Raw genomic sequence first — 14,414 nt, 5'->3', positions numbered from 1 at the left:
GAGGACGGCGCCGCGGAGCGTCCCGGAACGGGCGCGGGGAACGACGCGGGCAACCACACACAACCCGCGGACGGCGTACAACCCGTCGGGACAGCCCGGTAGCCGACCGGCCAAGCCGGCGCAGCACGCCGCGCCCGTTCGTGTCCGTTCTGTAGCCTCAACCTGTTTACTTTCCGGAAATTCGGACGTAGCCTCCGGACTGAAACCACACGTTCGGGCATGAGTCGGAGGTGAACGGGCATGTACGCGCCGGAGCGCCAGCAGGAGATCCTCCGGCTCGCCCGTGACGGCGGCCGGGTCGATGTCGTCTCGCTGGCCGAGGAGTTCCAGGTCACCGCCGAGACGATCCGCCGGGACCTCAAGGCCCTCGACCGCGCGGGCCTCCTGCGCCGGGTGCACGGGGGCGCCATCCCCGCCGGACGCCTCGACTTCGAGCCGGACCTGGCCGAACGGGAGTCCACCGCGGCCGACGAGAAGGACCGGATCGCCAAGGCGGCCCTCGCGGAGCTGCCGAGCGGGGGTACGACGATCCTCGACGCCGGTTCGACGGTCGCCCGGCTGGCGGGGGCGATCCCGCTGGACGCGCAGCTCACCGTCGTCACGCACAGCCTGCCCACCGCGGCACGCCTCGCGGACCACCCCGGCATCCAGCTCCATCTGGTCGGCGGGCGCGTCCGGCACCGTACGCGCGCCGCCGTGGACGCCTGGGCGCTGCGGGCCTACGGAGAGATCCGCGCCGACGTCGTGTTCATCGCCGCCAACGGCTTCTCCGCCGGCCACGGACTGACCACGCCCGACCTCGCCGAGGCCGCCGTCAAGCGCGCCGCGATCCGCGCCGCGCGCCGGGTGGTGCTGCTCGCCGACTCCTCCAAGCACGGCCAGGAGCACTTCGCCCGTTTCGGCGACCTCGGTGATGTGGACCTGCTGATCACCGACAGCGGGCTGAGCCCTGAGGACGCCACCGCGATCGAGCGCGGCGGCACGGAAGTAGTGCGCGCATGATTCTCACCGTCACCCCGAACCCTTCCCTCGACCGCACGTACGAGGTCCGGTCCCTGGACCGCGGCGAGGTGATCCGGGCCACCGGCGAACAGGTGGACCCGGGCGGCAAGGGGGTGAACGTCTCGCGCGCGGTCGCCGCGGCCGGGCAGCGCACGGTCGCCGTCCTGCCGCTCGGTGGTGCCCCGGGCGCGCTCGTCGCCGACCTGCTGCACGCCCAGGGCATCGACGTCGCACCGGTTCCGATCACCGGAGCCACGCGCTCCAACATCGCGGTCGCCGAACCGGACGGCACCCTCACCAAGATCAACGCTCCCGGCCCGGAGCTCTCCCCCGCCGAGGCGGAACTCCTCCTGGAGACGGTGCGCGCGCAGTACCAGGCAGCCGACATCACGTGGATCACCTGCTGCGGCAGCCTTCCGCGCGGCCTCGCCCCGTCCTGGTACGCCGATCTGGTGGCCCGTGCCCACGCCGCCGGCGCCCGGATCGCGCTCGACACCTCCGGTCCGGCGCTCCTCGAGGCGCTGCGCGAGCGCCCCGACGTCGTGAAGCCGAACGCCGAGGAGCTCGCGGAGGCCGTCGGGCGCCCCCTCGTCACGGTGGGCGACGCCGCCAAGGCGGCCGAGGAACTGCGCACGATGGGCGCGGGCGCCGTGCTCGCGAGCCTCGGCGCGGACGGACAACTGCTGGTCAACGCCGCCGGCACATGGTTCGGCAGCGCCCGCGTCGATGCCGTACGCTCCAACGTCGGGGCCGGAGACTCCTCACTCGCCGGTTTCCTGATCGCGGGCGGCAGCGGCCCGGAGGCCCTGGCCTCGGCCGTCGCCCATGGCGCCGCGGCGGTCCAGTTGCCCGGCAGCGTGATGCCGACCCCCGCCGACCTCGACCTCTCCGCCGTCACCGTCACGTCGGAGGTACCTGTGGACCGCGTGTTGACGGAGCCCGTCTCATGAGCGCGCACCCGACGCGGTGGAAGGCGGCCGTACCCGCCGCGGCCACCCGGAGGCGGGGTTCCCCCGGCCCCGCCGCCCTTTTCCTCCCCGTAGCACCTCACCTCACCCCCGTCCCCACCACCGCCCACGACAACCCCCGGGCGATACGCGTGCGAAGGAGCCCGCGATGAGCGAGATGATCACCGCGGACCTGGTCGACCTCGACCTGTCCGCCGACACCAAGGAAGCGGCGGCCCGTGCCCTCGCCGAGCGGATGGTGGCCCAGGGCCGGGTGACCGACCTCGAGGGCTTCCTCGCCGACGTGGCCGCTCGCGAGGCACAGATGCCGACCGGCCTCGACGGCGGCATCGGCATACCGCACTGCCGCAGCGAGCACGTCACCGAGCCGACCCTCGCCTTCGGGCGCAGCGCCCGGGGCATCGACTTCGGCGCCGCGGACGGCCCGGCCGACCTGATCTTCCTGATCGCCGCCCCGGCGGGCGCGGACGACGCGCACCTGACGATCCTGTCCTCACTGGCCCGCCAGCTGATGAACACCGAGTTCACCACCGCGCTGCGGTCCGTGAAGGACGCGGCGGCCGCGGCCGCGCTCATCCGCGGCGACGAGGCTCCGGCGGCGGCCGAGGCCCCGGCGGCCGAGGCTCCGGTGGCGGCCGAGGGGGCCGCCACCGCCGCCTCCTCCTCGGAGGCGGCCGGTGAGGAGGAGGACGGGCGCCCGTTCCGTATCGTCGCCGTCACCTCCTGCCCGACCGGCATCGCCCACACCTACATGGCCGCCGAGTCGCTGGAGAACGCGGGCCGCGAGGCGGGTGTCGAACTCGTCGTGGAGACGCAGGGCTCGGCCGGCTTCACCCGGCTCGACCCGGCCGTCATCACGGCGGCGGACGCGGTGATCTTCGCCCATGACGTCCCCGTGCGGGAGAAGGACCGCTTCGCCGGCAAGCCGACCGTCGACGTCGGCGTCAAGGCGGGCATCAACCGGCCCGCCGAGCTGATCGCCGAGGTGCGCGCGAAGGCCGAGCGCGGCGAGGTGACCGCTCCGGCTTCCGGCGGTACGCCCGTGGAGCGCGCCGGCGAGTCCGGCGAGGGGTACGGCACCAAGCTGCGCAAGTGGCTGATGTCCGGCGTGAGCTACATGGTCCCGTTCGTCGCGGCGGGTGGTCTGCTCATCGCCCTCGGCTTCGCGATCGGCGGCTACAAGATCAACAAGGCGCCGTCGGTCATGGACCACTTCGTGTGGACCCAGGGCGACAGCTGGGCCGCGCTGCTCTTCCAGATCGGCGCCGTGTCCTTCGGTTTCCTCGTCCCGGTCCTGGCCGGCTACATCGCCTACGGCATGGCGGACCGCCCCGGCCTGGTGCCCGGCTTCGTCGGCGGTTCGATCGCCCTCACCATCAACGCGGGCTTCCTGGGCGGCCTGGTGGCCGGTCTGATCGCCGGTGGCGTGGTGATGGGGATCCAGAAGGCCAAGATCCCGCCGGCGCTGCGCGGCATCATGCCGGTGGTGGTGATCCCGCTGATCTCCTCCGCGATCGTCGGGTTCCTGATGTTCGTCGTGATCGGCAAGCCCATCGCCTCCGCGCAGAAGGGTCTCACCGACTGGCTGAACGGCCTGTCCGGCACCAACGCCATCCTGCTCGGCGCGCTGCTCGGCGTGATGATGTGCTTCGACCTCGGCGGCCCGGTCAACAAGGTCGCGTACACCTTCGCCACCGCCGGTATCGCGGTCTCCAACCCGAGCGACTCCGCGATGAAGATCATGGCCGCGGTGATGGCCGCCGGTATGGTCCCGCCGCTGGCGATGGCGCTGGCCACCACCGTGCGCGGCAAGCTCTTCACGCAGACCGAGCGCGAGAACGGCAAGGCCGCCTGGGTGCTCGGCGCCTCTTTCATCTCTGAGGGCGCGATCCCGTTCGCGGCGGCCGACCCGCTGCGCGTCATCCCCTCGTCCATGGTCGGCGGCGCCATCACCGGCGCTCTGTCGATGGGCTTCGGTGCCACGCTGCGCGCCCCGCACGGCGGCATCTTCGTGGTCCCGCTGATCGGCAACCCGTTCCTCTACCTGCTCGCCCTCGTCGCCGGCGTGTGCGTGACCACGGCTCTGGTGGTGATCCTGAAGGGCATGCGCAAGCAGAGCCCCGAGGGCTCCGCGAAGGAGGCCGCGGGAGCGTCGGTGTCGGCCCGTGACTCAAAGCAGCCCGTCGCCGCCTGATCCGGAGGTCCGGAGGTAGTGACAACGCGGTTGGGCCGCGCCCCTCAACAGGGGCGCGGCCCAACCGCGTTCTTGCCGTGCCTGTCTCGTCCTTTGCCCGCTTCGCCTCGACTCGCCGTACTCGTCGCACTCATCACAGTGGTCGTACCTGCGAGATTGGTCACGGTCCGGTGCTGGAAGCCCGGTTGGTGGTGTCTACTGGAGGCATGTCCGCGCACGAGTCGATCCCTTTGGTGGTCTCCGTGGTCGTCGCCGCCGTAGCGACCGGCCTCTGGGTGATCGGCCTGTTCCAAATGCACCGCCAGTACCGCAAGGGCGTGATCCGGCGCGGAACCCTCCGCGGCGTGCCCCGGCAGCGATGGACGGCCCCTCACTGGGACTCGGTCCACCTCACCCCTGCCGAACGGGACGCTTTCGCCAACCTGGTACGGCGCTTCCGTGACGGCCGCTCCCAGGGGCACTCCGGAAGCTAGTCCCCCAACAGGTACTGAACGGTGTCCGCCGGCTGGCGCAGCATCGCCGCGCGGCGCTCCATCGCCTCCCGGGCGGCCTCCTCGGTCGCGTACACCTCGCACATGTGCCGGCCGTCCGGTGTCGCCGTGTGCTCGACCTCCCACAGGGACAGCTCCCGGCCGTCCCGCAGCAGGAACGCGTGCTCGTACAGCGAGAAGCACAGCGCCGCGCCCGCCTGACCGGCCCGGCACGGCCGCCCGAAGGCCTGCGTGATCTCGTGCGCGAAGGCCGAGTCCAGCAGTAACGTCGACAGGTCCGCGCCCGGCCGGTCCGGGTTCTCCGCCCGGCGCAGCAGCCGGCGCACATGATCCGCCGAGTCGTCGAGCACATACGCGTGACGGGGCTCGGGGACCGGGGACAGCTGCGCCGGTACCGGCAGTTCGAAGTCCGGCGTGTCCGACGGCAGCGGGAGCCGGGCGGTGGCGGTGCGCAGCTCCTCCGCGTCCACGTACACCTCGTGCTCGAGATGACCGCCCGGCGCCGTGTTGTGGACGAGCTCCCACAGGGTGACCGCCGTGCCGTCCGCGAGCAGCCAGGTGTGCCGGTAGGTCTCCCGGTGCAGCCCCGCGCTGTGGTGCGCGGAGTGAAGTGAACTGTCGTGCGCCAGAGCGCAGTCCAGGTGCCCGATCGTCTCGTCGGGCAGCTCGAAGGAGTTCAGCGCGCGGCCGAGGAGTCGCGCGAGGTGCTCCTCAGGGGACTCCGGCGACCCGGCCGGCTCGTACGCTGCCGTCTCGTACGGAACGCTCAAGGTTTCTCCCGGCGTTGCTGCATGTCACCTTGTGGGTGCATACCGTAGCCCCTCACTCGGACATCGTGCCCGAGAACAGGGAAACCCACAGCGGGAAAACGGATGGGTCGCACGGCGGGTTCCCTGCGGCCTGATCCGCTGTCACATGCCCCTGGAGGAGCGGCAGCTCACGGGACTGATCGGGCGGCCGGTCACGCCGTGCTTCCGGCAGTCCACTCGCTCCACGGCATGTTCCAGCCGTTGAGGCCGTTGTCCGGTGCGACCGTCGTGTCGGGGGAGTTCTCGACGACCACGACGTCACCGATGAGCGAGTTGTCGTAGAACCACTTGGCGATCGTGTTCCCTTGGGCGCCCTGCACGTCTGCCATGCCGACGCAGCCGTGGCTGGTGCCCTCGTGACCGAAGGGCGGATTGCCCTGGTTGTACCAGTAATTGCCGTGGATGAAGGTGCCGGAGGTGGTCAGCCGCATCGCGTGCGGCACGTCAGGGATGTCGTACTCGCCGCCGAGGCCGACCGTCTGGCTGTTCATGCGCGTCTGAGGGAACTTCTCCGAGATCACCATCCGCCCGTTGTACGTCGTGTGCTGCGGGCTGCCGGTCGACACCGGAATCGTCTTGATGGTCCTGCCGTCCCGTGCCACCGTCATAGTCTGGGTCTTCGCGTCCACCGTGGAGACCTGGGAGCGTCCGATGGTGAACGTGACGGTCTTCTTCTGCACACCGCGGAGGCCGTTCGCGCCCTCCACACCGTCCAGGTCGATCTTCATCGTGACCTTGGAGCCGGCCTTCCAGTACTCCTCGGGCCGGAAGTCCAGGCGCTGCGCGCCGAACCAGTGCCCCACCACCTGCTGGCCGCTGCTGGACGTCACCGTGATGTGCGACTGCACGGCCTTCCTGTCGGTGATCGCCTTGTCGAACGTGAAGGACACCGGCATACCGACGCCGACCGTCGCCCCGTCGTCGGGGGTGTACGTGCCGATGAAGCTGCCCGCCTGAGTCACCGTGGTGAAGATGGAGTTGGCGGCGGCGGCCCGGTTGTCGGCGTCCTTGGCGGTGGCCGAGATCTGGTACTTCGTCCCGCGGTCCAGCTGCTCCTTCGGCTTCCAGGTCGTCCCGTCCGCGGAGATCTCCCCCGGAACCGCCGTGCCGGTTCCCGCCGCCGTCATCTTCACCTGGGTCAGCTTCCCGTCGCTGACCTTCACTCCGGTGGTGTTGATCGACGCGCCGGTCGAACCGTCCTTGGCGGAGATGGTGATCCTGGCGGCGGACACCTTGGCGGACTCCTTGGAGTCCTTGCCGCCCTTGTCGTTGTCGGCGGTGGCGCTGCCGCCGCAGGCGGTGAGGGTCAGGGCGCCGACCATCAGGGCGGCACAGGCCCCCAATGCGCGCCGCGCTCGCATGTCCGGCGTTGTCACAGGCTTCTCCAGGTCGTCGGGTGTGCGTTCGGTTGCGTGATCCGCTCGAGTACGTGGAGAGAGAGCGAACGCCGCGCTGAAGGGTTCCCCTCCGCCACGCCGCACGCCCTTACGTGACAGAACCGGGACAATCGCCCGCCACCCCGGGGCCTTTCGGCCTCTTGGGCCCTCCCGTCATATCGCCTCTGCCGCGCCGTACAGCTCCCCGTAGGACGGCCACGCCCCGCCCGGCCCTTCCACCGGCTCGGCGGCCCGCACCGCCCGCACGATCGCGCGCGTCAGCAGATCCGCGCCCGCCGCCAGCACCTCGTTGAGCGCGAGGGGGTCCGCGGCGGGGAGCGGACGGGCGCCGGTCGCCAGCGCGAACACCGTGTCCCCGTCGTGCAGCAGATGCGCCGGCCGCACGGCGCGCGCCAGACCGTCGTGCGCCACGCCCGCGAGCTTCTGCGCCTGCGCCTTGGTGAGGTCGGCGTCGGTCGCCACCACGGCGAGGGTCGTGTTGAGCGGCGGGCGCGGGAGGCGCGCGGCGGATTCGGCCAGCCGTCGCCGCGCGGCCTCGTGCACCTCCCGCGCCGGACGGCGGACCCGGCCCTGGACCAACTCCCCGTACAGCGTGCCCGTCTCCGGGTCCATCGCCGAGCCCACCGCGTTGCACACCACCAGGGCGCCCACCGTGATCCCCGAGTCCAGCACGGTGCTCGCGGTGCCGACGCCGCCCTTGAGCGGTCCGACCGTCGCGCCGGTGCCCGCGCCCACGCAGCCCTCCGCCACGGGCGCGCCCGGCTCGCTCGCGGCCGCCGCCTCGACCGCGGCCCGACCCATGGCCGCGTCCGGGCGGGCCCTGAAGTCACCGCCGCGCCCCAGGTCGAAGACACAGGCGGCCGGCACGACCGGCACCACGTGTGACGGATCAGGGCCCACTCGCACCCCGCGGCCGTGCTCCTCCAGCCAGGCCATGACGCCCGACGCCGCGTCGAGTCCGTAGGCGCTGCCCCCGGTCAGGACGACCGCCTCGACCTTCTGCACCAGGTTGCGTGGATCGAGCGCATCGGTCTCCTTCGTGCCGGGCCCGCCCCCGCGCACGTCGACCGCCGCGACCGCGCCGCCCTCCGGGGCCAGGACGACCGTGGTGCCGGTGAGCCAGCCGCCCCCGATCCGTGTGGCGTGACCCACGCGCAGACCGGCGACATCTGTCAGAGCGTCACGTGTCATGGACCCATGATCCTTCGCCGCACGCCGGTCGTGACGCCGCGCCGCAGAAATCCGCACCGTCGGTGTCACCCCGTGGCGAGCGCCCCTTCCTGCGAAGCCGCGCGCCGCGTGCTGGTGCAGCGGAGACGTACGCTGGGGTCATGAGCGCCACCCCGACGTCCACCCCCGACCGCGAACCGCGGGATGCGAAGCCCGAGCCCAAGGACGCGCTGGTCTTCGACGACCCGCTGACCACGCAGTCGTCGGACGACACGGACCTGGGATGGGGCGAGCGGCCCCGACCCGGCGGTGACAGCGCTGCCGATCTGGCGCGGTTCCTGGACGAGAAGCCGCCCCACCATCTGTGAGAGCAGTCACAGGGCCCGTTGCGGGCCCTGTCCTGCCTCATGCGGCGCGTCCTGGCGCCCGTCAGGCGTCGGTCCGGTTCGGGCTGCGCTGCGCGACGAGGGCGTCGCGGATCTCCTCCAGCACCTCCAGTTCGGTCACCTCGGACACGTCCTTGGTGCCGTGCTTGGCCTTGCGGCGGGCCTCCTGCCGGGCGAGGAACTTGGACATGGGCAGGACCATCAGGAAGTAGACGACGGCGGCGGTGATCACGAAGTTCAGCGTGGCGCCGAGGACCGAGCCCCAGAGTATGCGGACGCCCGTCGCGCCCGCGCCGGTGCCCGTGCACGGTCCCTTCAGGCAGGAGCTGTAGCCGTCCAGGCTCTTCGTGCCCAGCGCACCCACGACCGGACTGATGACGCCCTTCACCACGGAGTTCACGATGCCGGTGAAGGCGGCGCCGATGACCACCGCGACCGCCAGGTCGACGACGTTTCCACGCATCAGGAAGGCCTTGAAGCCCTGCAGGACGCCCGGCATCTTGATCTCGCTCACCACTGGGACCCTTCTCGAGTGCACACGCTTCCGAACGAACAGCTCCGCAACCTACGGCAGGGCGTACCACGGCTGTCCAACCGCATGCCGTGAGGAAGGGGGCCGGGCTCGGCACGGCGCGGCCGTCGGCAGTGTGGAACAGGGCCGGGCTCAGCACAGCGTCACCGCCAGCCGTGAGGTGGCGCCGGCGCCGGCGAGGCGTGCGGCCGTGGGGCGCGGCACGGACAGCACCAGCAGCGCGCCGTTCTCCGTCGGTTCGACATCGGGCACCCGCGTCACCCGGGCCCCGGCCGCGACGACCCTGGCCTGTCCGCCGCCGTCGGCCGCGATCACGTCGACGCGGTCCCCGGGCCGCAGCAGCCGCACGGTCGCCGCGTCCGCGATCCGCACCGGCGCCGTCACCGTCTCCACCGGGCGCGGCTCCCGTACGGCCGCGGCGGTCGGGCGGGCCCCGGTGTCCGGGTGTCCGCGTGCGCCCTCGGAGCCGCCGGGCCCCGCCGCGACGAGCGCGGCAGCGGTGACGGCCAGTCCCGCGGCCACGGCTCGCCTCCGGCTCCGCAGTACCCGCCGCCACCGCTGCCGCCCTCCTCGCACCCGTACGGGGGCGAAGTGGGGCACGGCACAGGTGGGAGGCGTGTCGGAACGCGGGGAGAGGCCGGCGGGCGGGTACGTGGGCGCCGGTACCGCTGCGAAGGACTGAGGGGCGGAGGGGGAGATGCGGGGCATGCTGGTCACCACCTGCGTCGTGAGCGATCGGGTCGCGATCCACGATGACGCTTCGCGGTGGAGGCCGCGGACGGCTGTGGGTTACTTCGTGGTTGTGGACAACTCGCTCACCCGAACGGGACGTTCCGCACGGCCGTCCCCGCTATGGCTCACCCCACCACAGCCGCTCCGATCACGGCCGCCCCGAGCACAGCCGCTCCCACCAGAGCCGCCCTCACCACAGCCGCCTCTCACCAGAGCCACCCCACCGCGGCCGTCCCGGCCACCGTCGCGGCGGCCCCCGTCACGGCAGCTCGAACCCCGGGTCCATCCCGCCGAGCGCGTTCACGCACAGGCAGTCCCGCTCCGCGGTGGCCGGCAGCGCGGCCACCGCGTCGAACAGCACGCCCCGCAACCGGTCCACGTTCGCCGCGAACACCTTCAGCACCTCGTCGTGCGAGACGCCCTCTCCGGTCTCCGCTCCCGCGTCCAGATCCGTGACCAGGGTCAACGACGTGTAGCACAGCTCCAGTTCACGAGCCAGCGCGGCCTCGGGATGGCCGGTCATGCCCACCACGGACCAGCCCTGCGCCCGGTGCCACAACGATTCGGCGCGGGTGGAGAACCGCGGCCCCTCGACCACGACCAGCGTGCCGCCGTCCACGGGCTCCCAGTCCCGCCCGCGGGCGGCCTTCAGCGCCACCGCTCGCCCCACCGGGCAGTAGGGATCGGCCAGGGACACGTGCACCACGTTCGGCACGGTGCCGTCCGGCAGCGGCAGCCCGTCGAAGTACGTCTGCGTCCGGGTCTTCGTGCGGTCCACCAGCTGGTCGGGGACCAGCAGCGTGCCCGGCCCGTACTCCGGGCGCAGCCCGCCGACCGCGCACGGTCCGAGGACCTGACGTACCCCGACGGAGCGCAGCGCCCACAGGTTGGCGCGGTAGTTGATCCGGTGCGGCGGCAGATGGTGGCCGCGGCCGTGACGGGGGAGGAACGCGACCCGCCGTCCGGCGATCTCGCCGAGGAAGAGAGAGTCGCTGGGAGCCCCGTACGGGGTGTCGACCTGGACCTCGGTCACCTCGTCGAGGAAGGAGTAGAAGCCAGAGCCGCCGATGACACCGATCTCCGCGTTCGTCATGGCGAGCACAGTAGCCGCCCCGTACGGGGTGCGAGCCGGCGGGAGAGAACTCCGCGGCCGACGCTCCAGCCGGGCCGGGTACCCCGAGGACCCCGCCGTCGCACGACGGCGGGGTCCTCGGGGTACGGACCTACGCGGCGGAGGTGCTGGTGCTCGACGACGAGGACGACGAAGACGCCGAGGACGACGAGCCGGAGTCGGACGACGAGGAGGAGCTCGACGACTTCGACGACGCCGGGCTGCTGCTCGACGACGAGCCGCGGCTGTCGTTGCGGTAGAAGCCGGAGCCCTTGAAGACGATGCCGACCGCGGAGAACACCTTCTTCAGGCGGCCACCGCAGTTGGGGCACTCGGTCAGGGCGTCGTCGGTGAACTTCTGCACCGCCTCGAGGCCCTCGCCGCACTCGGTGCACTGGTACTGGTAGGTCGGCACTTGTCTTCCTCCTGGCACTCTCACTCAATGAGTGCTAACGACGATCCATAGTGACCTATTCCGCGGGATCAGTCCACCGTCACCGGTGCGCGGTGACCGACGCCACGTGCCACGGTGCGGCCGTAAGGTCGCGTGACCAGCCACGATCGCAGGGACAGCAGGGTCAGCAGCGCCAGCACCGTACCGCCCATCGGGACGAGGAAGCCGGCGCCGGTCCACAGCCTGTCCTCCAGCTGTCCGGCGACCGTGACCGCCGCCGCCTGGCCGAGCGCGACCGCGCCGGTCAGCCAGGTGAAGGCCTCGGTGCGGGCGCCGTCCGGGACGAGGGCCTCGACCAGGGTGTAGCCGGTGATCAGGGACGGCGCGATGCACATGCCCACCAGCAGGCCGAGCCCGGCCAGCACGGCCACCGAGTGCGCGGTCCACAGAGCGGAGGCGGCCAGGGCGAGGGCCGTGTAGCCGACGACCAGGCGGCGCTGCGGGGCGGTCCTCCAGGCGATCGCGCCGCACACGACGCCGGAGAGCATGTTGCCTGCGGCGAAGACGCCGTACAGGACGCCGTTCAGGCCGGGCTCGCCGATCGACTGGCTGAACGCGGAGAGCGAGACCTGCATGCCGCCGAAGACGGAACCGATGCCCAGGAAGGTCACGACCAGAACCCGCACCCCGGGGACGCGCAGGGCGGACGTGTGCTCCACGCGCGCGTGCGTGACGGCTGCGACGGCCGGCTGCGTACGCTTCTGCGCCGCGAACAGCACACCGCCCACCAGCGTCAGCGCCGCCTCCGTGAGCAGGCCCGCGGCCGGGGCCACGGCGGTGCACAGGGCCGTCGCCAGGAGCGGGCCGAGCACGAAGGTCAGCTCGTCGGTGACCGACTCGAAGGCCGCCGCCGTCGACATCAGGGGTGAGTCCTTCAGCTTCACGCCCCACCGGGCGCGGACCATGGGGCCGATCTGCGGCACCGACGCGCCGGTCGGGACGGCCGCCGCGAAAAGGGCCCACAGCGGGGCGTGGGCCAGCGCGAGAGCGGTCAGCGAGGTGCCTGCCAAGGCGTGTACCAGGACGCCGGGCAGCAGCACCGCCCGCTGACCGTGGCGGTCGGCGAGTCGGCCGCTGTAGGGCGCGAACAGGGCCATGGACACGCCGGTGGCCGCCGCGACGGCGCCCGCAGCCCCGTAGGAGCCGGTGGTGTGCCGGACGAGCAGCACGATGGAGAGGGTGAGCATCGCGAACGGCTGACGCGCCGCGAAGCCGGGGAGCAGGAACGTCCAGGCGCCACGGGTGCGCAGCAACTGCCCGTAGCCCGGGCGGGACGCCTTCGAGGTGACCGTGGACTCCACGGCCCGTGCCTTTCTGCTGCCTGGTAGCGCGGGTGCGCGCCGAGAGCTGTCCTCTTGCGCGGACTGCGGTAGATACCGGCCCCTACGGAGGAAGGGCGCCCGGCCGCCATACGGTCGCGCCAGCTCTGCGTCAGGCAGAGTTGGTTCGATCAGGGTGCGCCTGGATTGTACAGGGGCATCGCACAGGACGCCTGTGAAACAGAGCACCATCCGGCGGTCGACCTGGGATTTCCGGCGGTGTGAACGGTACGAAACGCACAGTTCACCGAGGGGCCCTCAACGCCCTGGCGCGCCGTTCCCGGTGGTCCCCAGCCAGCCCGCCAGCTTGCCGCCCTGGCCGACGGCCCGCAGACGCCTCTCCGCCGCGTCGCGGACCTGGTCCGTGGCGACCACGAGCAGTTCGTCCCCGCGCCGCAGCACCGTCGTCGGCAGCGGAACGAACGATTTCCCCTCCCGGACGACGAGGGTGACCGCGGCTCCGGCCGGCAGCCGCAGCTCGTTGATCTCGACGCCGTGCATCCGCGAGCCCTCGGGGATCGTGACGGACAGCAGATGCCCGCGCAGCCGCTCCAGGGGCGCCGATTCGATGCCGAGGTCCGCGGCCTCGGGACCCTCGCCGAGGCGTAGCTTGCGGGCCAGCCAGGGCAGGGTCGGCCCCTGGATGAGGGTGTAGACGACGACGAGCACGAAGACGATGTTGAAGATGCGGCGGCTGCCGGCGACGCCGTTCACCATGGGGATCGTCGCCAGGATGATGGGCACCGCACCGCGCAGCCCGGCCCACGACATCAGCGTCTGCTCCTGCCAGGGGAGCCGGAAGGGAACGAGGCTCGTCACGACGCTCAGCGGACGCGCCACCATCGTCAGCACCATGCCGATGACCAGGGCGGGCAGCACGTCGTCGGCCAGTTCGTGCGGGGTCACCAGCAGACCGAGCAGGACGAACATGCCGATCTGGGCGATCCAGCCGAGCCCTTCGGCGAAGCCCCGCGTCGCCGGCCAGTGCGGCAGCTTGGCGTTGCCGAGCGTCATCGAGGCGAGGTACACCGCGAGGAAGCCGCTGCCGTGGGCCAGCGAGCCGCCCGCGTACGCCATGACCGCGATGGCCATGACCGCGATCGGGTAGAGGCCGGAGGCCGGCAGCGCCACGTGCCTGAGGCCCCAGGAGCCGAGCCAGCCCACCGCGAGGCCGATGGCGGCGCCGATGGCCAGCTCCAGGAGTATCTTCCCGAGCAGCGTGTACCAGTGCTCGATCGGCCCGGCTGTGGAGAACGCGACGACGAGGATGACGACGGGGGCGTCGTTGAAGCCGGACTCGGCCTCCAGGACGCCCGTCACGCGCGCGGGGAGGGGTACTTTCCGCAGCACCGAGAAGACCGCCGCCGCGTCGGTCGACGACACCACCGCTCCGATGATCAGCGCCTGCCGCCACTCCAGACCGCTCAGGTAGTGCGCGCCCGCGGCCGTGACGCCGACGCTCACCGCGACGCCGAGGAGCGCCAGCGCGGAGGCCGTCGGGAGGGCCGGCTTGATCTGCTTCCACTTCGTGCCGAGACCGCCCTCGGCCAGGATCACGACCAGTGCCGCGTATCCCATGACCTGGGTCAGCTCGGCGTTGTTGAAGTGCATGCCGAATCCGTCCTGGCCCATGGCGATGCCGATGCCCAGGTAGACGAGCAGGCTGGGGAGGCCGCTGCGCGACGAGATCCGAACCGCTGCCACGGCGATGAGCAGAACGAGCGAGCAGAGGAGCAGGAGCTGGTTGAGGTGGTGGACAGTCAGCGGCCGTTCCCTTCTCGCCAATCCGTGGGCCGCGATGCGACGCCACGATCCGAGCATGCGAAGCCCGGTGCTGGGGCGGACTTCA

Annotated in this window: 14 protein-coding genes; 5 read left to right on the top strand and 9 right to left on the bottom strand. The window is 71.9% G+C overall.

The genetic code is table 11. From position 1 onward, the window contains the following. The first annotated feature begins 240 nt into the window (after nucleotides 1-240). From C3488_RS24820 to C3488_RS24805, 4 genes are all read left to right on the top strand, one after another. Nucleotides 241-1,002, top strand: a complete 762-nt coding sequence (locus C3488_RS24820) for a DeoR/GlpR family DNA-binding transcription regulator (protein WP_103842942.1) — start codon at nucleotides 241-243, stop codon at nucleotides 1,000-1,002. Next, the gene (gene pfkB / locus C3488_RS24815) at nucleotides 999-1,952 is read left to right on the top strand and encodes a 1-phosphofructokinase (protein WP_103842941.1); all 954 of its coding nucleotides are present in this window, start codon (nucleotides 999-1,001) and stop codon (nucleotides 1,950-1,952) included. Before C3488_RS24820 ends, pfkB begins: the two co-directional genes overlap by 4 nt. Nucleotides 1,953-2,118: 166 nt before the next feature. After that, nucleotides 2,119-4,164 carry a fructose-specific PTS transporter subunit EIIC gene (locus C3488_RS24810; RefSeq protein ID WP_103842939.1) on the top strand — a complete coding sequence of 682 codons (2,046 nt, stop codon included), beginning with the start codon at nucleotides 2,119-2,121 and terminating at the stop codon, nucleotides 4,162-4,164. A 206-nt stretch (nucleotides 4,165-4,370) separates the two neighbouring features. Beyond that, nucleotides 4,371-4,637, top strand: coding sequence for a hypothetical protein (locus C3488_RS24805; protein ID WP_103842937.1), 267 nt, complete (start codon nucleotides 4,371-4,373; stop codon nucleotides 4,635-4,637). On the opposite strand, the gene C3488_RS24800 is transcribed toward C3488_RS24805, so the two are convergent. The 3 genes from C3488_RS24800 to C3488_RS24790 form a co-directional block, all read right to left on the bottom strand. Further along, nucleotides 4,634-5,425 carry a DUF6227 family protein gene (locus tag C3488_RS24800; protein ID WP_103842935.1) on the bottom strand — a complete coding sequence of 264 codons (792 nt, stop codon included), beginning with the start codon at nucleotides 5,423-5,425 and terminating at the stop codon, nucleotides 4,634-4,636. The two genes, C3488_RS24805 and C3488_RS24800, sit on opposite strands and share 4 nt — an antisense overlap. 191 nt (nucleotides 5,426-5,616) lie before the next feature. Further along, complete coding sequence (locus tag C3488_RS24795; RefSeq protein WP_181139180.1) at nucleotides 5,617-6,825, bottom strand: Ig-like domain-containing protein; 1,209 nt, start codon at nucleotides 6,823-6,825, stop codon at nucleotides 5,617-5,619. Nucleotides 6,826-7,014: 189 nt separating this feature from the next. Next, nucleotides 7,015-8,052, bottom strand: a complete 1,038-nt coding sequence (locus C3488_RS24790; protein ID WP_103842931.1) for a P1 family peptidase — start codon at nucleotides 8,050-8,052, stop codon at nucleotides 7,015-7,017. 140 nt (nucleotides 8,053-8,192) lie between these two features. Here C3488_RS24790 and C3488_RS24785 point away from each other — a divergent pair, with 140 nt between their 5' ends. Further along, nucleotides 8,193-8,399 carry a hypothetical protein gene (locus tag C3488_RS24785; protein ID WP_103842929.1) on the top strand — a complete coding sequence of 69 codons (207 nt, stop codon included), beginning with the start codon at nucleotides 8,193-8,195 and terminating at the stop codon, nucleotides 8,397-8,399. 61 nt (nucleotides 8,400-8,460) lie between these two features. Here C3488_RS24785 and mscL read toward each other — a convergent pair whose 3' ends face one another. The 6 genes from mscL to C3488_RS24750 all read right to left on the bottom strand — a co-directional run bounded on the left by mscL (nucleotide 8,461) and on the right by C3488_RS24750 (nucleotide 14,386). After that, entirely contained in the window at nucleotides 8,461-8,931 is a 471-nt protein-coding gene (mscL, locus tag C3488_RS24780) for a large conductance mechanosensitive channel protein MscL (RefSeq protein ID WP_103842952.1), read from the bottom strand. 150 nt (nucleotides 8,932-9,081) lie between these two features. Continuing rightward, nucleotides 9,082-9,657 carry a hypothetical protein gene (locus tag C3488_RS24775; protein ID WP_258053629.1) on the bottom strand — a complete coding sequence of 192 codons (576 nt, stop codon included), beginning with the start codon at nucleotides 9,655-9,657 and terminating at the stop codon, nucleotides 9,082-9,084. A gap of 283 nt (nucleotides 9,658-9,940) precedes the next feature. Then, nucleotides 9,941-10,774: an S-methyl-5'-thioadenosine phosphorylase gene (locus C3488_RS24770; RefSeq protein WP_103842927.1), complete on the bottom strand. Its 834-nt coding sequence runs from the start codon at nucleotides 10,772-10,774 to the stop codon at nucleotides 9,941-9,943. A 130-nt stretch (nucleotides 10,775-10,904) separates the two neighbouring features. Next, complete coding sequence (locus tag C3488_RS24765; RefSeq protein ID WP_103842925.1) at nucleotides 10,905-11,207, bottom strand: FmdB family zinc ribbon protein; 303 nt, start codon at nucleotides 11,205-11,207, stop codon at nucleotides 10,905-10,907. Nucleotides 11,208-11,275: 68 nt separating this feature from the next. Next, nucleotides 11,276-12,547: an MFS transporter gene (locus tag C3488_RS24760; RefSeq protein ID WP_103842923.1), complete on the bottom strand. Its 1,272-nt coding sequence runs from the start codon at nucleotides 12,545-12,547 to the stop codon at nucleotides 11,276-11,278. Between the two features lie 276 nt (nucleotides 12,548-12,823). Next, nucleotides 12,824-14,386 (bottom strand): potassium/proton antiporter, encoded by a 1,563-nt coding sequence (locus tag C3488_RS24750; RefSeq protein WP_103842921.1) that lies wholly within the window; start codon nucleotides 14,384-14,386, stop codon nucleotides 12,824-12,826. Nucleotides 14,387-14,414: the final 28 nt, after the last annotated feature.

The sequence above is a fragment of the Streptomyces sp. Ru72 genome (assembly GCF_002920635.1).
GTDB lineage: Bacteria > Actinomycetota > Actinomycetes > Streptomycetales > Streptomycetaceae > Streptomyces.
The sequence above is the reverse complement of the archived record's forward strand: the minus strand, read 5'-3'. Positions and strand labels throughout refer to the sequence as shown.